17 protein-coding genes are annotated in these 16,713 nt (G+C 58.9%); 11 read left to right on the top strand and 6 right to left on the bottom strand.

Annotated features, from left to right (window positions below; genetic code table 11):
* Positions 1 to 358 precede the first annotated feature (358 nt).
* Together ACSBQQ_RS01990 and ACSBQQ_RS01985 are read right to left on the bottom strand one after the other, a co-directional pair.
* Complete coding sequence (locus ACSBQQ_RS01990; RefSeq protein WP_033635213.1) at positions 359 to 661, bottom strand: XRE family transcriptional regulator; 303 nt, start codon at positions 659 to 661, stop codon at positions 359 to 361.
* 4 nt (positions 662 to 665) lie between these two features.
* Entirely contained in the window at positions 666 to 1,019 is a 354-nt protein-coding gene (locus tag ACSBQQ_RS01985) for a type II toxin-antitoxin system RelE/ParE family toxin (RefSeq protein ID WP_043147691.1), read from the bottom strand.
* 439 nt (positions 1,020 to 1,458) lie between these two features.
* Here ACSBQQ_RS01985 and ACSBQQ_RS01980 point away from each other — a divergent pair, with 439 nt between their 5' ends.
* Entirely contained in the window at positions 1,459 to 2,754 is a 1,296-nt protein-coding gene (locus ACSBQQ_RS01980) for an MFS transporter (protein ID WP_043147692.1), read from the top strand.
* 27 nt (positions 2,755 to 2,781) lie between these two features.
* Positions 2,782 to 3,588 (top strand): substrate-binding domain-containing protein, encoded by an 807-nt coding sequence (locus ACSBQQ_RS01975; protein WP_043147694.1) that lies wholly within the window; start codon positions 2,782 to 2,784, stop codon positions 3,586 to 3,588.
* Here the strand turns inward: ACSBQQ_RS01975 and ACSBQQ_RS01970 are convergent.
* The 3 genes from ACSBQQ_RS01970 to ACSBQQ_RS01960 form a co-directional block, all read right to left on the bottom strand.
* Entirely contained in the window at positions 3,563 to 4,462 is a 900-nt protein-coding gene (locus ACSBQQ_RS01970) for a LysR family transcriptional regulator (protein WP_033647959.1), read from the bottom strand. The genes ACSBQQ_RS01975 and ACSBQQ_RS01970 overlap by 26 nt on opposite strands.
* Positions 4,463 to 4,554: 92 nt before the next feature.
* Positions 4,555 to 4,920, bottom strand: a complete 366-nt coding sequence (locus ACSBQQ_RS01965; protein WP_033635218.1) for a diacylglycerol kinase — start codon at positions 4,918 to 4,920, stop codon at positions 4,555 to 4,557.
* A gap of 219 nt (positions 4,921 to 5,139) precedes the next feature.
* The gene (locus ACSBQQ_RS01960; protein WP_033635219.1) at positions 5,140 to 6,264 is read right to left on the bottom strand and encodes a hypothetical protein; all 1,125 of its coding nucleotides are present in this window, start codon (positions 6,262 to 6,264) and stop codon (positions 5,140 to 5,142) included.
* A gap of 737 nt (positions 6,265 to 7,001) precedes the next feature.
* Here ACSBQQ_RS01960 and ACSBQQ_RS01955 point away from each other — a divergent pair.
* The 4 genes from ACSBQQ_RS01955 to spt are packed head-to-tail and all read left to right on the top strand — an operon-like array spanning position 7,002 to position 11,103.
* Positions 7,002 to 8,741 (top strand): fatty acyl-AMP ligase, encoded by a 1,740-nt coding sequence (locus ACSBQQ_RS01955; protein ID WP_033655213.1) that lies wholly within the window; start codon positions 7,002 to 7,004, stop codon positions 8,739 to 8,741.
* Positions 8,738 to 9,652 (top strand): NAD-dependent epimerase/dehydratase family protein, encoded by a 915-nt coding sequence (locus ACSBQQ_RS01950; RefSeq protein WP_033635221.1) that lies wholly within the window; start codon positions 8,738 to 8,740, stop codon positions 9,650 to 9,652. The genes ACSBQQ_RS01955 and ACSBQQ_RS01950 overlap by 4 nt, the downstream gene beginning before the upstream one ends.
* A gap of 31 nt (positions 9,653 to 9,683) precedes the next feature.
* A complete protein-coding gene (locus tag ACSBQQ_RS01945; protein WP_015378483.1) occupies positions 9,684 to 9,944 on the top strand; it encodes an acyl carrier protein in 261 nt (86 codons plus the stop codon).
* Entirely contained in the window at positions 9,931 to 11,103 is a 1,173-nt protein-coding gene (gene spt / locus ACSBQQ_RS01940) for a serine palmitoyltransferase (protein ID WP_060427755.1), read from the top strand. The genes ACSBQQ_RS01945 and spt overlap by 14 nt, the downstream gene beginning before the upstream one ends.
* A 69-nt stretch (positions 11,104 to 11,172) precedes the next feature.
* On the opposite strand, the gene ACSBQQ_RS01935 is transcribed toward spt, so the two are convergent.
* A complete protein-coding gene (locus ACSBQQ_RS01935; protein ID WP_041035915.1) occupies positions 11,173 to 11,904 on the bottom strand; it encodes an ATP-binding protein in 732 nt (243 codons plus the stop codon).
* A gap of 373 nt (positions 11,905 to 12,277) precedes the next feature.
* On the opposite strand from ACSBQQ_RS01935, the gene ACSBQQ_RS01930 reads away from it, so the two are divergent.
* The 5 genes from ACSBQQ_RS01930 to ACSBQQ_RS01910 all read left to right on the top strand — a co-directional run bounded on the left by ACSBQQ_RS01930 (position 12,278) and on the right by ACSBQQ_RS01910 (position 16,691).
* A complete protein-coding gene (locus ACSBQQ_RS01930) occupies positions 12,278 to 13,003 on the top strand; it encodes a hypothetical protein (RefSeq protein WP_060427753.1) in 726 nt (241 codons plus the stop codon).
* Positions 13,004 to 13,033: 30 nt separating this feature from the next.
* Positions 13,034 to 13,828 (top strand): hypothetical protein, encoded by a 795-nt coding sequence (locus ACSBQQ_RS01925; RefSeq protein ID WP_043147699.1) that lies wholly within the window; start codon positions 13,034 to 13,036, stop codon positions 13,826 to 13,828.
* A 72-nt stretch (positions 13,829 to 13,900) separates the two neighbouring features.
* Positions 13,901 to 15,238, top strand: coding sequence for a lipopolysaccharide biosynthesis protein (locus ACSBQQ_RS01920; RefSeq protein WP_033655209.1), 1,338 nt, complete (start codon positions 13,901 to 13,903; stop codon positions 15,236 to 15,238).
* Complete coding sequence (locus tag ACSBQQ_RS01915) at positions 15,235 to 16,104, top strand: hypothetical protein (protein ID WP_060427751.1); 870 nt, start codon at positions 15,235 to 15,237, stop codon at positions 16,102 to 16,104. The genes ACSBQQ_RS01920 and ACSBQQ_RS01915 overlap by 4 nt, the downstream gene beginning before the upstream one ends.
* A gap of 20 nt (positions 16,105 to 16,124) precedes the next feature.
* Positions 16,125 to 16,691 (top strand): YtfJ family protein, encoded by a 567-nt coding sequence (locus ACSBQQ_RS01910; RefSeq protein ID WP_033635227.1) that lies wholly within the window; start codon positions 16,125 to 16,127, stop codon positions 16,689 to 16,691.
* Positions 16,692 to 16,713: the final 22 nt, after the last annotated feature.

Raw genomic sequence — 16,713 nt, 5'->3', positions numbered from 1 at the left:
AAAATCTACTGTTAAGCAGGTTAAAGAAATGTGATGAACTTCACCGGGTGAATATTTGAATAAATAGTGCGATAGAAATACGAATTTGTTCGCAGTTTTAATGAAACACGTTGAGTTATTGCACATTAAATGAGCGATTAGTCAACATAAGTCGTATCGTTTCAGCTTTGAGCAGGGGAGGATTTATCGCGAAGGTACGGCGGGTGGCTTGTTAACGCTATCTGGCTCAAACGGCAGCGCCCATACAGCCAGCACGCCTTGAGCCTCTTTGCTTTCACGGCTGCCTCCTGATATCGGAGGCGCCATATTGCGAACAGCCCGCTCAGGGAAACCCAAGCGGGATTTTTGCCGTTAGCGCTTACAGCACAAATTCGTAGTGAGAGCCGTCCGGCAGTTCAACATCCAGGCGCAGCTTGCCGCCGGCCGCCTCAACATAGCGTTTTAGCGAAGACAGTTTCAGATCGCGGCCCGGTTTTTCCATCACGGCAACGGTCGGTTGCCGGATACCCAGCGCCTGCGCCATTTCAACCTGCGTTTTCTGCACCTTCTCGCGCAGCTCGGCAAGGTGGATGTTCAGCATGATGTCAGCCGCCAGCGCTTGCGCTTTGGCCACGACCTCGGGCTTTTCATCCGCAATAAGCTGTTCCAGCGTTCTGCCCATCGCGTCACTCCTTCTCGTTTAATGTGTTCAGCCAGTTCGTGAATTCCCGATCGGCAGCCTGAATCATCTGATCGTAAAAACGTTTTTCATTACCGGCTTTATTGCCCGCGCAAAGTACAATGCCGATACGGTACGGATCGAAGGCGAAGAACGCCCGCAACGGTTCGCCACGGCTCTGAATGCGCAGCTCTTTCATATTGCTGTAACGCGAACCTTTAACCGTATCGGCATAGGGTCTGGGCAGCCCCGGCCCCTTTTCCCGCAGGATCATCAATGCGGCAAGCACGCCAGCCCGATCGGCATCGTGGAGTGAGCTAAACCAGTTATCAAACGCATCCGTTGTTTTAATTTCCCACACGGGACCTCCCTGCAAATATAGATCAACAACTATATAGATGTAAAGCTATAGCAGAGAGGCGTCAGAATGGCATGCAAAAGCATTCGTGGTTACTGCAAGGCTGAACGTACATCCGGACATTTTGCAAACGCAGTGCGAGACATTCACCTTTTTACGAGCGGTAACGGACAATCGGTCAGAGGCACGGGGCGTTTCCCCGCCGCCCCTTTATGAACCCTGTCACAAAATGCGCATAACGTTTTCGGCGCTCTGCGCCGCGGGCGGTGAGCGATAAGTTTGTTAACGCCACGTTACATCAGGTTAGGCAACATTGTTAACGGCGATTGATGCGCCAAACGCATTGCGCCATGCGTTTATTGCGCTTATTTAGTTTATTTTCCTGAGCGAGTCTTCAGCAACAGGCGCGGCGTCAGGCGCCCATAACAAACTGGAGATAAAGATGCATTCCTCTACCTCACCCATGACCACCCGGGCCAAAGCCGGCGCGATCCTGCGCGTCACCTCCGGCAACTTTCTGGAACAGTTCGACTTCTTTCTGTTCGGCTTTTACGCCACCTACATCGCACACACCTTTTTCCCGGCCAGCAGCGAGTTCGCCTCGCTGATGATGACCTTCGCGGTATTCGGCGCAGGTTTTCTGATGCGCCCCATTGGCGCCATCGTGCTGGGCGCTTACATCGATAAAGTCGGCCGCCGCAAAGGGCTGATCGTCACCCTGTCGATCATGGCCGCGGGCACCTTCCTGATCGTATTGATCCCCTCTTACCAGAGCATCGGGCTTTGGGCGCCGCTGCTGGTGCTGTGCGGGCGCCTGTTGCAAGGCTTCTCGGCGGGCGCGGAGCTGGGCGGCGTGTCCGTCTATCTGGCCGAAATCGCCACGCCGGGCCGTAAGGGCTTCTACACCAGCTGGCAGTCCGGCAGCCAGCAGGTGGCGATCATGGTGGCGGCGGCGATGGGCTTCGCGCTCAATGCGGCGCTGGAAGAAAGCGCCATTCGCGAATGGGGCTGGCGCCTGCCTTTCCTGTTCGGCTGCCTGATTGTTCCCTTCATCTTCTTGCTGCGCCGCAAGCTGGAAGAGACGCAGGAATTTACCGCCCGCCGCCACCACCTGGCGATGCGCGACGTGTTTAAAACCCTGCTGAAAAACTGGCCGGTGGTGATGGCCGGCATGCTGATGGTCGCCATGACCACCACCGCGTTTTACCTGATCACCGTGTATGCGCCGACCTTCGGCAAAAAGGTGCTGTTGCTCAGCGCCTCCGACAGCTTGCTGGTCACTTTACTGGTCGCGATTTCCAACTTCATCTGGCTGCCCATCGGCGGTGCGCTGTCGGATCGCTTCGGCCGCAAGCCGGTGCTGGTCGCCATGACGCTGCTGACGCTGGCCACCGCCTACCCGGCGCTGAGCCTGCTCGCCGCCGCCCCCAGCTTCAGCATGATGCTGGCCGTGCTGCTGTGGCTGTCCTTCATTTACGGCCTCTACAACGGCGCCATGATCCCGGCCTTGACCGAGATCATGCCAACGGAAGTGCGGGTGGCCGGGTTCTCGCTGGCCTACAGCCTGGCAACGGCGGTGTTCGGCGGCTTTACGCCGGTGATCTCCACCGCGTTGATCGAATACACCGGCGATAAGGCTTCACCGGGCTACTGGATGAGCTTCGCCGCGCTGTGCGCCTTGCTGGCGACGCTGTATCTGTATCGCCGCATCGCCATGCCGCTGCAAACCGCACGCTAACGCGCCATCGCCATAAGGAATCATGCCATGCAAAAACTCACTCGTTCGATCCTCGCCGCGCTGGTGTGCGCCTCCTTCAGCACCGCGGCGCTGGCCAAAGACGTGACCGTGATGATCTCCGGCGGCTTCAAGGCCGCGCTGGAGAAACTGGCCCCGGAATATGAAGCCCAAAGCGGCGACAAAATCATTCTGGTGTCCGGCCCTTCCATGGGGAAAACGCCGCAGGCGATCCCCGCGCGGCTGGCGCGCGGAGAGCAAGCCGATGTGGTGATCATGGTGGGCGACGCGCTGACCCAACTGGACAAAGGCGGCTGGATCCAGCCGGGTTCGCGCGTGGAGCTGGCCGATTCGCCGATCGGCATGGTGGTGAAACAGGGCGCGCCCAAGCCGGCGATAAAAACGGATGCCGAGCTGCGCAATGCCTTGCTGCAAGCCGACTCTTTCGCCTATTCCGACAGCGCCAGCGGCCGCTACGTCAGCGGCCAACTGTTCAAAAAGCTGGGCATCGAGGAACAGGTGAAAGGAAAAGCGCATAGGATTGAGCGCATTCCGGTGGCCTCTGAAGTGGCGCAGGGGAAATACGCGTTGGGCTTCCAGCAGGTCAGCGAATTGCTGCCCGTGGCGGGCGTCACCTTTATCGGCGAACTGCCGGAAAACGTGCAGTACATCACCCGCTTCGCCGGCGCGGTAACCGCCAAGGCGGAACATCGCCGCGAAGGCAAAGCGCTGCTGGAGTTCCTCGCCTCCTCTCAGGCACAGCCGACCATTCGCGCGACCGGCATGCGAAGCGTGCCGGCGCAGCAGCCGGTCAGGCAGAGTGATACCGTTCAGTAATCAGCTTTTCCAGCTCGGCGGCGACGAAAGACTGCATGCGGCCGCCGCGCCGGATCAGACCCACGGTGCGTTTCACCACCGGCTCGACCAGCGGCACCGACGTCAACACCGAATGCTCTGAAGCGGGCATCGACATGGCGGGCACGGCGGCAATGCCGATGCCCGCCTCAACCATGCCCAGCATGGTCGTCACATGGCGAGTTTCGCACACGCTGGGGCGCTCCGGCACGAGGTGTTCCAGGCGCTGATCGAGCAGATTGCGATTGCCGGAGGTTTTATCCAGCGACACGTAATCCTGCTGATAAAATTCCCGCCAGGTGAGGCTCTTTTTAGCGGCGAGCGGATGGTCGCGCCGGCAAGCGGCCACGTAAACGTCCCCCACCAACGGCACAAATTCAAGGTTAGGCTGCAGCCGCCCGGCAAAGCAGATGCCGAAGTCAGCCTGGCCGCCGGTGACCGCCTCAATCACATTGCCCGCGCTACCGTCGATCAGCTTGACGCGCACGCGCGGATAGCGAAGCCGGAAACGGCGTATCACGTCGGGCATGAAATAGTAGGCCGCCGACGGCACCGTGGCGACGGTGACCAGCCCGGTACGCTCCTGGCTGACCTTATCGATATCGGCCAACACCGCTTCGACATTCATCAGCAGCTGATCCGAACGCTCGGCAAACGCCTGCCCGTACAGCGTCAGCGTCACGCGCCGGGTGGTGCGATCGAACAGTTTGCTGCCCAGCGCGTTTTCCAGCTTCTCAATCCTGCGGCTCAAGGCCGACTGCGACAGGCAGATGGATTCTGCTGCCAGCCGAAAATTGCCGTACTCCACCAGCGCGCGGAAGGCATAAAGATCGTTGAGATCAAAATTCACGGGCATAGCGGCCGACTCTCCTTGCTGAACGCAAAACATCGATGATAACCGCTTATAGCGCCACGGCAACCGGCCTGGCAATTGAGCCACCCAAGCCCTTATCGCCCCAGCAGCACCATTCCCCAAATAATGATAGTCATCACCACCGCCACCAGCTGCGCAGCGCCGCCCAGATCTTTAGCGCGTTTGGATAACGGATGTAATTCCAGCGAAATGCGATCGACCACGGTTTCAATCGCCGTATTAAGCAGCTCAACCACCAATAGCAGAAAACTGCAGGCGATTAATAACAGCCGTTCTATATTTGTAATATCTAAACCAAATGTAACAACCAGTAAAATGGCGTTAATAACCAATAATTGGCGAAACGCATCTTCGGTAAGCACGGCGTCAATAAATCCGGCCCAGGAATTCCTTATGCTGTAGGTTAATCGGCTTATTCCTTTTTTCTTTTCCACAGGCATGCAATCAGCTCTCGTCAATACTGCCACAATCACTCGCGAATAAATCACGCGGCGTGAATTTATCTCGAGTTTATTAATTAAAGGCCTTAACCGTTCTCTTCCCGGAGGCGATGCATGCACTCACGCGCCGTCACCCTGCCCCTGAAACGGCACCGCCCGAAAATGCCCCGGCGCGGTTATTATTCTGAGAACGTGAAAAGGCGATGCGTTATCAGCCGGTTAAAGCGTTTTCTCGTATAAGCGGTAGCGCTTATAGGGAACCGCGCCGATGCGTTCTAAAATCGTCCGCATGCCGGTATTGGTTTCCAGGATCCACGACATTTCCAGCGCGTCGATATTGCGCTTGGCGAAAGGCTCGCGCAGCGCCTCAATCAGCAGCAGCGCAATAATCGGCCCGATGCGGCTGAATTGATATTCCTGGCGCACGCCCATCAACGGCACGCGCGCGGTGCGCACGCCGCTGACTTTCAGCCGCCACAAGAGCTTCGCCCAGCCGAACGGCAATAACCGCCCCTGCAGATCGGCAATCGCTTCGTTGATGTTCGGCAGACCGACGATAAAGGCGCAGGGGGCGCCATCCACCTCGGCGATATGGATCATATCGTCGGGCACCAGGAACTTCAGCTGATCCCCCATGGTGGCGAACTCGTGCTCGGTGAACGGGACAAACCCCCAGTTATGCTGCCATCCGGAGTTGAACACCTCGCGCAGCACCTGCATCTCCTCGCGAAAGCGCTTGCGGTTGAGGCGGCGAACGGTCACCTTTTTGCGCACCTGATCCATCATCCGGGTTAACGACGGCGAAAAATGCAGGTCGGTTCTTTTCATCCAATAGGCAAGCAAATCAATCCCTTCGCTGTAGCCCTGCTGCGCTATTTGCGCCGCATAGTAGGGCTTCGCGTGCGTCATCAGGGCGGAAGGCGGCGTATCGAATCCTTCGACCAACAGGCCGCTTTCCTGATTGATATTGAGGCTGAACGGCCCGGTGATTTTGCGCGCGCCTTTCGACCTCAGCCACTCCTCCGCCACCGTGAATAAAGTGCTGAAAACGGCGGGATCGTCAACGGCGTCAATCATGCCGAAGTGGCCGGTATCCTCGCCATGCAACTCCCGGTGCAGAGCATCGATTTGCGCCGTGATGCGCCCAACGACTTTGCCCTGTTTTTTGGCCACCCATGCCTGCCATTCAATATGGTCGGTGCCGGGATTCTTCTTTGACAGGTGCTCTTCGCGCTCTACATGCAGCGGCTCAATCCAGTTCGGATCATCGCGAAACAGTTGCGAGGGGAAAGCAATAAATTCTTTAAGTTCGCGTTTACTCAGAACTTTCTCAACACGGATCATAAATAGCCTTACGTTTTAATAAAATAATTAAATAAGCGCGCGACAACGCCTTTAGCATTTTTTATGCTGTTCTCATTTATTGGATTGTGTATTACCTCCGGTTCAATGATAAGAAAAACCGAATATTACCCCCTGTGAATCAGCGCATTATTGCGCCCGACATTCACCCTGTGATGTCCGTAATTGATAAAAAAGGAAACAGAAAGCGGCGCAGCCAGGCTACGCTAATGGTGCTATTTTATTATTTCGTGCTGTTACGGCAAAAGAAACTCGCCGCTTTTAGTGTACCGACTTTAATCAGGAGGTGTGCCGCCATCTTTACCACTTAATGCTCTTTTTAAGATTAGCCTTAAATGAATCGTTCACTTTTGGATTTCTTGCGGCATACTGTTTAGGAAGTGTTTAAGTTCCAAGATAGCCATGCATGAGGTCATAACCTATGAGCCGACAGATATTTCCTGCCCGAAAGAGACAGGCTAAAGAACGGCGCCGCCCGGATATTACAATAGTCTCACGTATATCGCCAGGATGCCGCTCAAGGCTGATAACACGGGCTACTCACGCTCTGCCCGGTTAATAACCGGCGTGCCCTCAAGCACGGCAATATACGCTGTTCGCGGAATGAAGATGGTTGAATAACAAACTTATTCAAAACCTATTCATAGTAAAACATCAATTACCTCGCCAAGAGCGATTTCTCTCTTTTGGTGATTTTTAATCTATGGCTAAGTTTGTCTATGTCTGAAACAAGTTCCGTTCATTCTCTTCCCATGCGCTATGCGGACTTCCCCACCTTAGTGGACGCGTTGGATTACGCGGCGCTGGGTAATACGGGAATGAATTTTTACGACCGTCGCAATCAACTCGTGACCGTTCTCGAATATCGCACGCTGCAGCAAAAAGCGATCTCGGGCGCGCGGCGTTTATTGTCCCTGAAACTCAAGAAAGGCGATCGCGTGGCGCTGATCGCCGAAACCAGCGCGGGATTCGTCGAAGCCTTTTTCGCTTGCCAATACGCCGGCCTGGTGGCGGTGCCGCTGGCGATCCCGATGGGCGTGGGCCAGCGCGACTCTTACACCGCCAAGCTGAAAGGGCTGATCGCCAGCTGCAACCCCGCGGCGATCGTCAGCAGCGAAGAGTGGACGCCGCTGATCGCGTCGGCCACGGAAAACACCTCGGCGCTGCACATCCTCAGCGACGCGGATTTTAACGCCTTGCCGGAGCCGGAGATCGCCTTGCCGGCGCCTTCGCCCGACGACATCGCCTATCTCCAATATACCTCGGGCAGCACCCGCTTTCCGCGCGGCGTGATCATTACCCAGCGGGCGGCGATGGCGAACCTGAACGCGATCAGCCGCGACGGGATCAAGCTGCGCGCGGGCGACCGCTGCGTTTCGTGGCTGCCCTTCTATCACGATATGGGCCTGGTCGGTTTCCTGCTGACGCCGGTGGCGACCCAGCTGTCCGTCGATTATCTGCGCACGCAAGATTTCGCCATGCGCCCGATGCAGTGGCTGAAACTGATCGCCAAAAATCGCGGCACGGTGTCCGTCGCCCCGCCGTTCGGCTACGATCTGTGCCTGCGCCGCAGCAACGCCAAAGAGCTGGCCGATCTGGATCTTTCCAGCTGGCGGGTCGCGGGCGTGGGCGCCGAGCCGATCCCGGCCGAGCTGCTTGGCCAGTTCGGCGAACACTTCAGCAGCATCAACTTCGACAGCAAAGCCTTCATGCCGTGCTACGGCCTGGCCGAGAACACCCTGGCGGTGAGCTTTTCCGACCCTTGCTCCGGCCCGCAAACCAACGCGGTCGACCGCGATATTTTGGAGTACGAGGGTAAAGCGGTCGCGCCCGGCAAGAAAACCCGCGCCGTCTCAACCTTCGTCAACTGCGGCCGAGCGCTGCCCGGCCACCGCATCGAGATCCGCAGCGAAACCGGGCAACCGCTGCCGGAACGCCAGGTCGGCCATATCACGATCTCCGGCCCCAGCCTGATGAACGGCTATTTCTGCGACGACGAGTCCCAGCAGCAAATTCAGGTGACCGGCTGGATGGATACCGGCGATCTGGGCTACCTGCTGGACGGCTATCTGTACGTCACCGGCCGCAAGAAGGATTTGATCATCATTCGCGGCCGCAATATCTGGCCGCAGGATATCGAGTACGTCGCGGAATCCGAACCGGAAATCCGTTCCGGCGATGCGATCGCCTTCGTAACCGAAGAGCACGACGAAGCGGCCAGGATCATTTTGCAAATCCAGTGCCGAGTCAGCTCGGAAGAACGCCGGGAACAAATCGTGCGTTCGCTGAGCGCGCGCATTCAAAGCGAGTTCGGCATCGCGGTGGACATCGAGCTGCTGCCGCCGCACAGCATTCCCCGCACGTCGTCGGGCAAACCCGCGCGTGCGGAGGCCAAAAAACGCTGGCTGAGCGCCTCGCTCTACCCGCACATGCCGCAGCTGGCCGGTTTCGCGCAATGAGCGGCACGGTGGCAGTGACGGGCGCGACCGGTTTTATCGGCCGGCACATCGTCCAGGAACTGCTGGCGCAAGGGTTTAACGTGCGCGCCCTGACGCGGCGCGCGGGAAAAGCCGCCGCCGACAACCTGCAGTGGATCCCCGGCGCGCTGGAGGATCGGCCCTCGCTCACCGAGCTGGTGCGCGGCGCGGAGTGCGTCGTGCACTGTGCGGGCCAGGTGCGCGGGCACGCGGAAGCGGTGTTCACCCGCTGCAACGTCACCGGCAGCCTGAACCTGATGCAGGCGGCCAAACAGAACGGCCGCTGCCGTCGCTTCTTGTTCATGTCGTCGCTGGCGGCCCGCCATCCGGCGCTGTCCTGGTACGCCCATTCAAAACAGGCCGCCGAGCAGCAACTCATCGCCGCCACCGGCGAGATCGCGCTCGGGATTTTCCGCCCAACGGCGGTTTACGGGCCCGGCGATAAAGAGCTGAAACCGCTGTTCAACGGCCTGCTGCGCGGCGTGCTGCCCCGGCTGGGCGCGCCTGACGCCAGGCTCTCTTTTCTGCACGTGAGCGATTTGGCCAAGGCGGTCAGCCAATGGGTACAGGCCGAACCCGCACAGCCGAATATTTACGAACTGTGCGACGGCGTGGCCGAGGGCTATAACTGGCTGCGCCTGCGGGACATCGGCGCCGCCGTGCGGCACGGGCCGGTGCGCCTGGTGGGCATTCCGCTGCCGCTGCTGAAAGCCCTGGCGGATATCAGCGTGGTGTGGAACCGCCTGGTAAAACAGGAGCCGATGCTGACGCGCAGCAAAATACGCGAATTAACCCATCACGACTGGTCCGCCAGTAATCACGCGCTGTCGCAACAGATTAATTGGTTTCCACAGGTAAGTTTGGAGCGCGCGCTGCGCGAAGGGCTGTTTTAATTATTCCAAATAGAGGTGTGTCAACGTTCTTATGCTAAATCGCGATGCTGTAATGGATTATATCCTGACGTGTTTGCAAGGTATCGTCGAAGGCGGAGTGGAAATAAAACCTGATAGCGATCTCGTCAATGATCTTGGTCTGGAATCCATCAGAGTCCTGGATCTGCTGATGATGCTGGAAGATGAATTGGATATCTCCATTCCTATCAATATATTGCTTGATGTCAGAACGCCTGAGCAACTGCTTGACGCGCTGCGCCCTTACCTGGAGAAAAACCATGGGACTGTATGATAAGTTTGCGCGGCTTGCCAATGACCGTGAACAATTTCAAACGTCCGGTCTGAATCCGTTCGGCACCTGCATCGACGAAGTCTATTCCGCCACCCTGGGCCGCATCGGCGATCAAAAGATTGTCCTCGCCGGCACCAATAATTACCTTGGCCTGACGTTCGATGCGCAGGCGATCGCCGCCGGCCAGGCGGCCCTGGCCGCGCTCGGCACCGGCACCACCGGCTCGCGCATGGCGAACGGCAGCTACGGATCGCACCTGACGCTGGAACGGGAGCTGGCGGAATTCTTCGATCGCCCGAGCGCCATCGTATTCTCCACCGGCTACACCGCCAACCTGGGCGTCATCAGCACGCTGGCGGGGCCGGGCGCCGTGGTATTGATCGACGCGGACAGCCACGCAAGCATTTACGACGCCTGCGCCCTCGGCGGCGCGGAGATTATTCGCTTCCGCCACAATGACGCCGCCGATCTGGAGCGCCGCATGGTGCGCCTGGGCGAGCGTGCGCGCGAGGCGATCATTATCGTGGAAGGCATCTACAGCATGCTGGGCGACGTCGCCCCGCTGGTGGAAATCGTCGACATCAAGCGGCGGCTCGGCGGGTATCTGCTGGTCGACGAAGCGCACTCCTTCGGCGTGATGGGCGAGCACGGCCGCGGCCTGGCCGAAGCGCTGGGCGTCGAGCAAGACGTGGATATCATCCTGGGCACCTTCAGCAAAAGCCTGGCTTCGATCGGCGGTTTCGCCGTTGGCGGCAAGGGGATGGACGTGCTGCGCTACAGCAGCCGGCCGTATATCTTTACCGCGTCGCCGTCGCCGTCGAGCATCGCGTCGGTGCGCACGGCGCTGCAAAAAATCGCGCGCCATCCCGAACTGCGGGAAAAGCTGTGGAGCAACGCGCACCGCCTGTACCACGGCCTCGCCGAACTGGGGTATACCCTGGGGCCGCGCATCAGCCCGGTGGTGCCGGTGATGATCGGTTCGAAGGAAGAAGGGCTGCGTTTCTGGCGCGAGCTGATCGCCCACGGTGTGTATGTAAACCTGGTGCTGCCACCGGCCGCGCCGGCGGGCGTCACCCTGCTGCGCTGCAGCGTCAATGCCGCGCACAGCGATGAAGAGATCGACACCATCGTGCGCGCCTTTGCGGCGCTGAAAAAATAAAGCCTTCCCTCTCGGCCGCGGCGGCGGTGCCGAAAATGGCATCGCCGCCCTGCCGAACCGATGCGCGCCTCAGTGCGCAGCCGTTGATACTTCATCAGCGGAATAGCGATAACCCTGCGCCGCCATAAATTCCGCGATGGCTTTTTCCGCCGCCGAAAGCACCTCCTCGATCGGCCGATCGGCATCGAGATCCACGATGTCGGCGCCTTCGAACGTCAATAACGGCGTGACGGCGATCTTCTTCTCCAGCGCCGCTTTGCGGTGATCGGGTTTGCGCGCGCAGGCCACCGCCAGACTGACATTCAGCTTGAGCACCAGATCCGGTTTTTGCCCCGCCATCCATTGGAACGCCGCCCGCTCGCGCGCCGCCAGCCAACGGACGAAACGGCTCCCTTCAACGTCGACGGGAAAAACCGTGCCGTCGTAAGCGCCGGGGATCTGCGCCTGCGGAAAACGGTCGGTCAACACGATGAACCCTTGCCGCCGATACGCCAGCATGCGGCGAAACCGCAGCAGCCGCCGCCCCACGAAAGCGATGATCACCGCCGACGGCAGCAGGCCAATGCGGGATTTTTTCGTTTTGACTTTTTTGGTATTGCTCTCGATAGCCTTGCCCACCGAGCGCCCGAGCAGCGGCAACTTCGCCGCCGCGCGGCCGACGTTGCCCGCCTGTTTGCCCAGATGCACCTGCACCGCCGGGCCATAATGTTTCATATACGCGATCAGATGTTCACAAACGGTGGACTTACCCGATCCGTCGCTGCCGATAACCGCAATCAGCGGCGGAAATTTTGCACTCATAATAAGACTCTCTTTCAATACACCAGAAACGGCGTGCCATATTTGAAGCGAACTACCGCTTATCATTGCCATGGTGGCCGCGTGGAAAAAATTTTCCGTAACGCGACGCCAAAAAAGCACAAAACATTAAGCGAAAATTGAAAAGCCCTGCTCTTTTTTCGCCGTTAGCCCGGCCGGAAATTAACATAAAAAGCGAAACAGGCCCACACACCAACAATTAGCACAAAATAACAAGAACGAACGCTATAAATATCAATTCAAATAACGAACAGGAATAGCAATCTCATTATTTTATCGCGGCAAAGCACAATAAATATCTTGAACCCAAGGCGTATTGGAATACAATAGTTTTTTTCGCATTGGATCAATTATTGTGAGTCAGCAGATAAGACCTTCATCTGATCGCTCGCCCGTGCGCGTAATAGCGATAACCGGCTGTGACGGCTCGGGAAAATCCACGTTAGCCGCCCGCCTGGTCAACGCCTTATCGGCACAAGAACCTGCCGAACTGCTTTATCTCGGCCAGTCTTCCGGGCGCATCGGCGAATGGATCAGTTCGCTGCCGATTATTGGCGCCCCTTTCGGGCGTTATTTATTGAAGAAGTCGCAGCGCGTGCATGAGCGCCCTTCCACGCCGCCGGATAATGCCACGGCGCTGGTGATTTTTTTACTTTCCTATTGGCGCGTTTATAAATTCCGTCGCATGCTGAAGAAAAGCCGCAGCGGCGCATTGCTGATCACCGATCGTTATCCGCAGGCCGAAGTGGCGGGGTTTCGTTTCGATGGCCCACAGCTGGCGAAAACCGCCGGCGGCAATCGCTGGATCCGCTGGCTGAGAAAGCGCGAACAAAACCTCTACCAATGGATGGCGTCTTATCAGCCCTTATTATTAATTCGGCTGGATATTGACGAACAAACGGCCTATTCACGCAAACCCGATCACTCGCTGGCGGCGTTGCGCGAAAAGATCGCCGTCATCCCGCACCTGACGTTTAACGGCGCTAACATATTGGATTTAGACGGCCGCGAGCCGGCCAACCGTATTTTCGACGAGTCTCTGCGCGCCGTTAAAATATCGCTGAGGGCCGCCAATGCCTAGCCGCCAAATAACCTTTTCGTACCGAAACAGATGAAAAAAAATAAACTCACCGCCGAACAGAATACCTCTTCCGCCTGCATCACCGGGCTGATTGCCGTGGTGGGCAGCGACGGCACCGGCAAGTCCACGCTGACCGCCGATCTGGTCAAGAACCTGCAGCAACATCGCCCCACGGAGCGGCGCTATTTGGGGCTGATCTCCGGCGAAGACGGCGACAAAATCAAGAAATTGCCGTTCATCGGCGTGTGGCTGGAACGGCGCCTGGCGGCCAAATCCGATAAAACCCAGCGCATGAGCAACAGGCCGCCGGCGCTGTGGGCGGCGCTGATCATGTACGGCTTTTCGCTGTGGCGCGCCTCCAACCTGCGCAAGGTGCGGCGGCTGGCGCAGAGCGGCGTGCTGGTGATCAGCGATCGCTACCCGCAGGCGGAAATTTCAGGTTTTTACTACGACGGGCCCGGCATCGGCGTGGAACGCGCAAAAGGCTGGCTATTGAGCCGCCTGGCGGCGCGCGAACGCCGTTTATATCAACGCATGGCCGTCTATCGGCCGGCGCTGATCATTCGCCTCGATATCGACGTCGATACGGCGTTTTCTCGCAAGCCCGATCACAGCTATGAAGAGCTGAAAGACAAGATTTCCGCCATGGTGCGCCTGCAGTACAACGGCGCGCGCATCATCGAGCTGGACGCCAGAGCCCCTTACGACGAGGTGCTGAGCAACGCGCTCAACGCCATTTCCGCCGTGGTGAACCCCGCGAAGTGCCCACAGAGCGACATCGGGCAACCCGGCGAAAACGCCGGCGAAGAAACTCAGGTTTATTAAACGCATACAGGGCAAGCGCATGACAGCGGAACACAAGATGCAGCAAAACAACGATAACGGCTGGTTTGGGTTATGAAACGGTGGTTTTCCGATGGCGCATTTCGCTCCATTTTACGTAATGCCGCCTACTTAGGCTCCGGCAGCGTGGCCAGCGCGCTGCTCGGCCTGCTGGCGCTCTCCTGCGCCGGTAAAGGCATGTCGCCTGAAATGTTCGGCGTGCTGGTGGTGATCCAGGCCTATACCAAAGCGGTCAGCGATTTCATCAAATTCCAGACCTGGCAGTTTGTGGTGCAATTCGGCACCCCGGCGCTGGAGCATCAAAACACCGGGCGCTTCCGCGACGTCGTCGCCTTCTCCTTCGGGCTGGATATCGCCAGCGGCGTCATCGCCGTGCTGGGCGGCATGATCATGCTGCCGTTCTTGTCTCACGCCCTGGGGCTGGACAGCGAAAGTTTCTGGCTCGCCATGCTGTACTGCACCCTGATCCCGTCGATGACCTCGTCCACGCCGACCGGCGTGCTGCGCGCCTTCAACCGCTTCGATCTCATCGCCATCCAGCAGGCGATCAAGCCGTTCCTGCAGGCGGTGGGCAGCGTCATCTCCTATTATTTCGATCTGGGATTCCCCGGCTTTATCGTCACCTGGTACGCCTCTAACCTGATCGGCGGCACGCTGTTCTGGTGGTTCACCGCACGCGAGCTGCGCCGCCGCGATATCCACGGCGCGCTGAGGCCACGGCTGTTCAACGTCGCGCGCCGCATCGAGGGCGCCTGGAACTTCGTCTGGACCACCAACATCGCCCACACCATCTGGGCCGCACGCAACTCCTGCACCACCGTGCTGGTGGGCGTGGTGCTCGGGCCAGCCGCCGCCGGGCTGTTCAAGATCGCCATGACCTTCTTCGATGCGACGGGCACCCCGGCCAAGCTGCTGGAGAAAAGCTTCTATCCGGAGATCATGCGCCTGGATCCGCGCACCAAGACCCCGTGGCTGCTGGGCCTGCGCTCCTCGCTGCTGGCCGGCGGCATCGGCCTGGCCGTCGCGGTGTTGATGCTGCTGGTGGGTAAACCGCTCATTTCCGCGGTGTTCGGGCAGCAATACCTGGAAGCCTATGACCTGATTCAAATCATGCTGGGCGCGATCATCGTCTCCATGATGGGCTTCCCGCAGGAATCCTTACTGTTTATGGCAGGCAAGCAGCGCGCTTTCCTGATCGCGCAGGCGACGGCCTCGGCGGCCTACATTGCGCTGCTGGTGTCGATGGCGTATGCCTTCGGCGTGCAGGGTGCCGCCTTCGCTTATTTACTGGGGCAATGTTTAGACGTTCTGTTATCCCTGATACCGACGATCGGCGCCTACCGCAATCGCTTTATGTTGGGGCTGAATGCGCCCAAAGAGAGTAATCAATGACCGCTAACGATAATTGGAAGAAGTTCTCCGCCGAAACCACCCAGGCGCTGTTTGTCGCGGTGGAAGAAGACGACCTGGTTGAGGCGAATATCAGCCTGCCACAGCAGATTGATTTGCAGTGTTCCCCCGAGAGCATCCGGGACAACTACGCGCTGTGCCTGCAGTTTTGGGAAGACGGCTTTTCCCGCCGCGAGCTGCTGCAACTGGTGAACGGTTTCCTGCAAGATCCGCAGTTGGCGGCGCCCACCCGCATGCGCTACAAATATATCCGCGCCCGCTACAAGCACCTGCGCTTCGCCCAGCAGCTGTACGGCGCGCCCCACCGCGCCAACCGCCTGTTCCACACCACCACCGTGGTGCTCGGCCATTTTCAGGACGCGTTTCGCAACGGCAACCAGAAGAACCTGACGCTGTACGGCAACCTGCTGCGGCTGCTGCTCAGCAAGCCGGTGTGGTCATATGTGCGCTATGCGCTGCGCCACACCCGGCTGGAAAGCGCACAGGGCTTTATCACCTACCGCCAGGAGCAAATGCGCCAGCTGCAGACGCTGATCGCCAGCCCGGCGCTGACCGGGCACCAGTTCCACAACGTGCGCAAAATCGTCAGCCGCCAGGTGTCGTTTTACGACACGCTGAGATCGATCGATCCCGACAACCGCGAAGCCCGGCAGATCTCGCGCTTCCTGGCGGCGATTAACGGCCTGATGGGCGACCGGCACGACGTGATGGTGGCGGACAAGCTGGCCGGCGGCGATATCTACGATCGGCCGGCGATCCTGGATATCGACATTCGCCAGCGCCTGGAGCTGCTGCTGGCGCGCTTTCCGCTGTCGTTTTCCCCGCCGGCCGTCGCGGCGGGCAGATAAGCGCGTTGCAAGGAGCCATGATGACGTTGCGTCGCTTGCTGATCTTCACGCTGCTGCTGTCGCCGCTGGCGGCATCCGCGCATAACTTCGTGCAGGGCCGGCCGGTGGCGCCGATCGCCATCGCCGATCGCGGCGAACTGCTGCTGCGCAACGGCGATTTCAGCTACCGGCCGTGGAACAGCGCAAAACTGGCGGGCAAAGTGCGGGTGATCCAATACATCGCCGGGCGCACCTCCGCCAAGAAGAAGAACTCGCTGCTGATCAACGCCGTCAAGGACGCGAACCTGCCGGGCGATCGCTTCCAGCCGACCACCATCGTCAACACCGACGACGCGATCCCGGGCTCCGGCTTTTTCGTGCGCGGCAAGATCGAGAAAAACAAGCGGAATTACCCCTGGGCGCAGTTCATCGTCGACAGCGACGGGCTGGGGCGCATGGCCTGGCGGCTGCCAGAGGAGAGCTCCACCATCGTGGTGCTGGACCAGGCCGGGCGCGTGCAGTGGGCGAAGGACGGCGCACTCACCCCGCAGGAAGTTGACCAGGTGATTGCCCTGCTGCGCGCGCTGATCGCGCGGGAGACGCCATGAAGCGCACGCCGCCGGGAGCCGA

This window comes from Serratia sp. G204Y (genome assembly GCF_051172435.1).
GTDB lineage: Bacteria > Pseudomonadota > Gammaproteobacteria > Enterobacterales > Enterobacteriaceae > Serratia > Serratia sarumanii.
The sequence above is the reverse complement of the archived record's forward strand: the minus strand, read 5'-3'. Positions and strand labels throughout refer to the sequence as shown.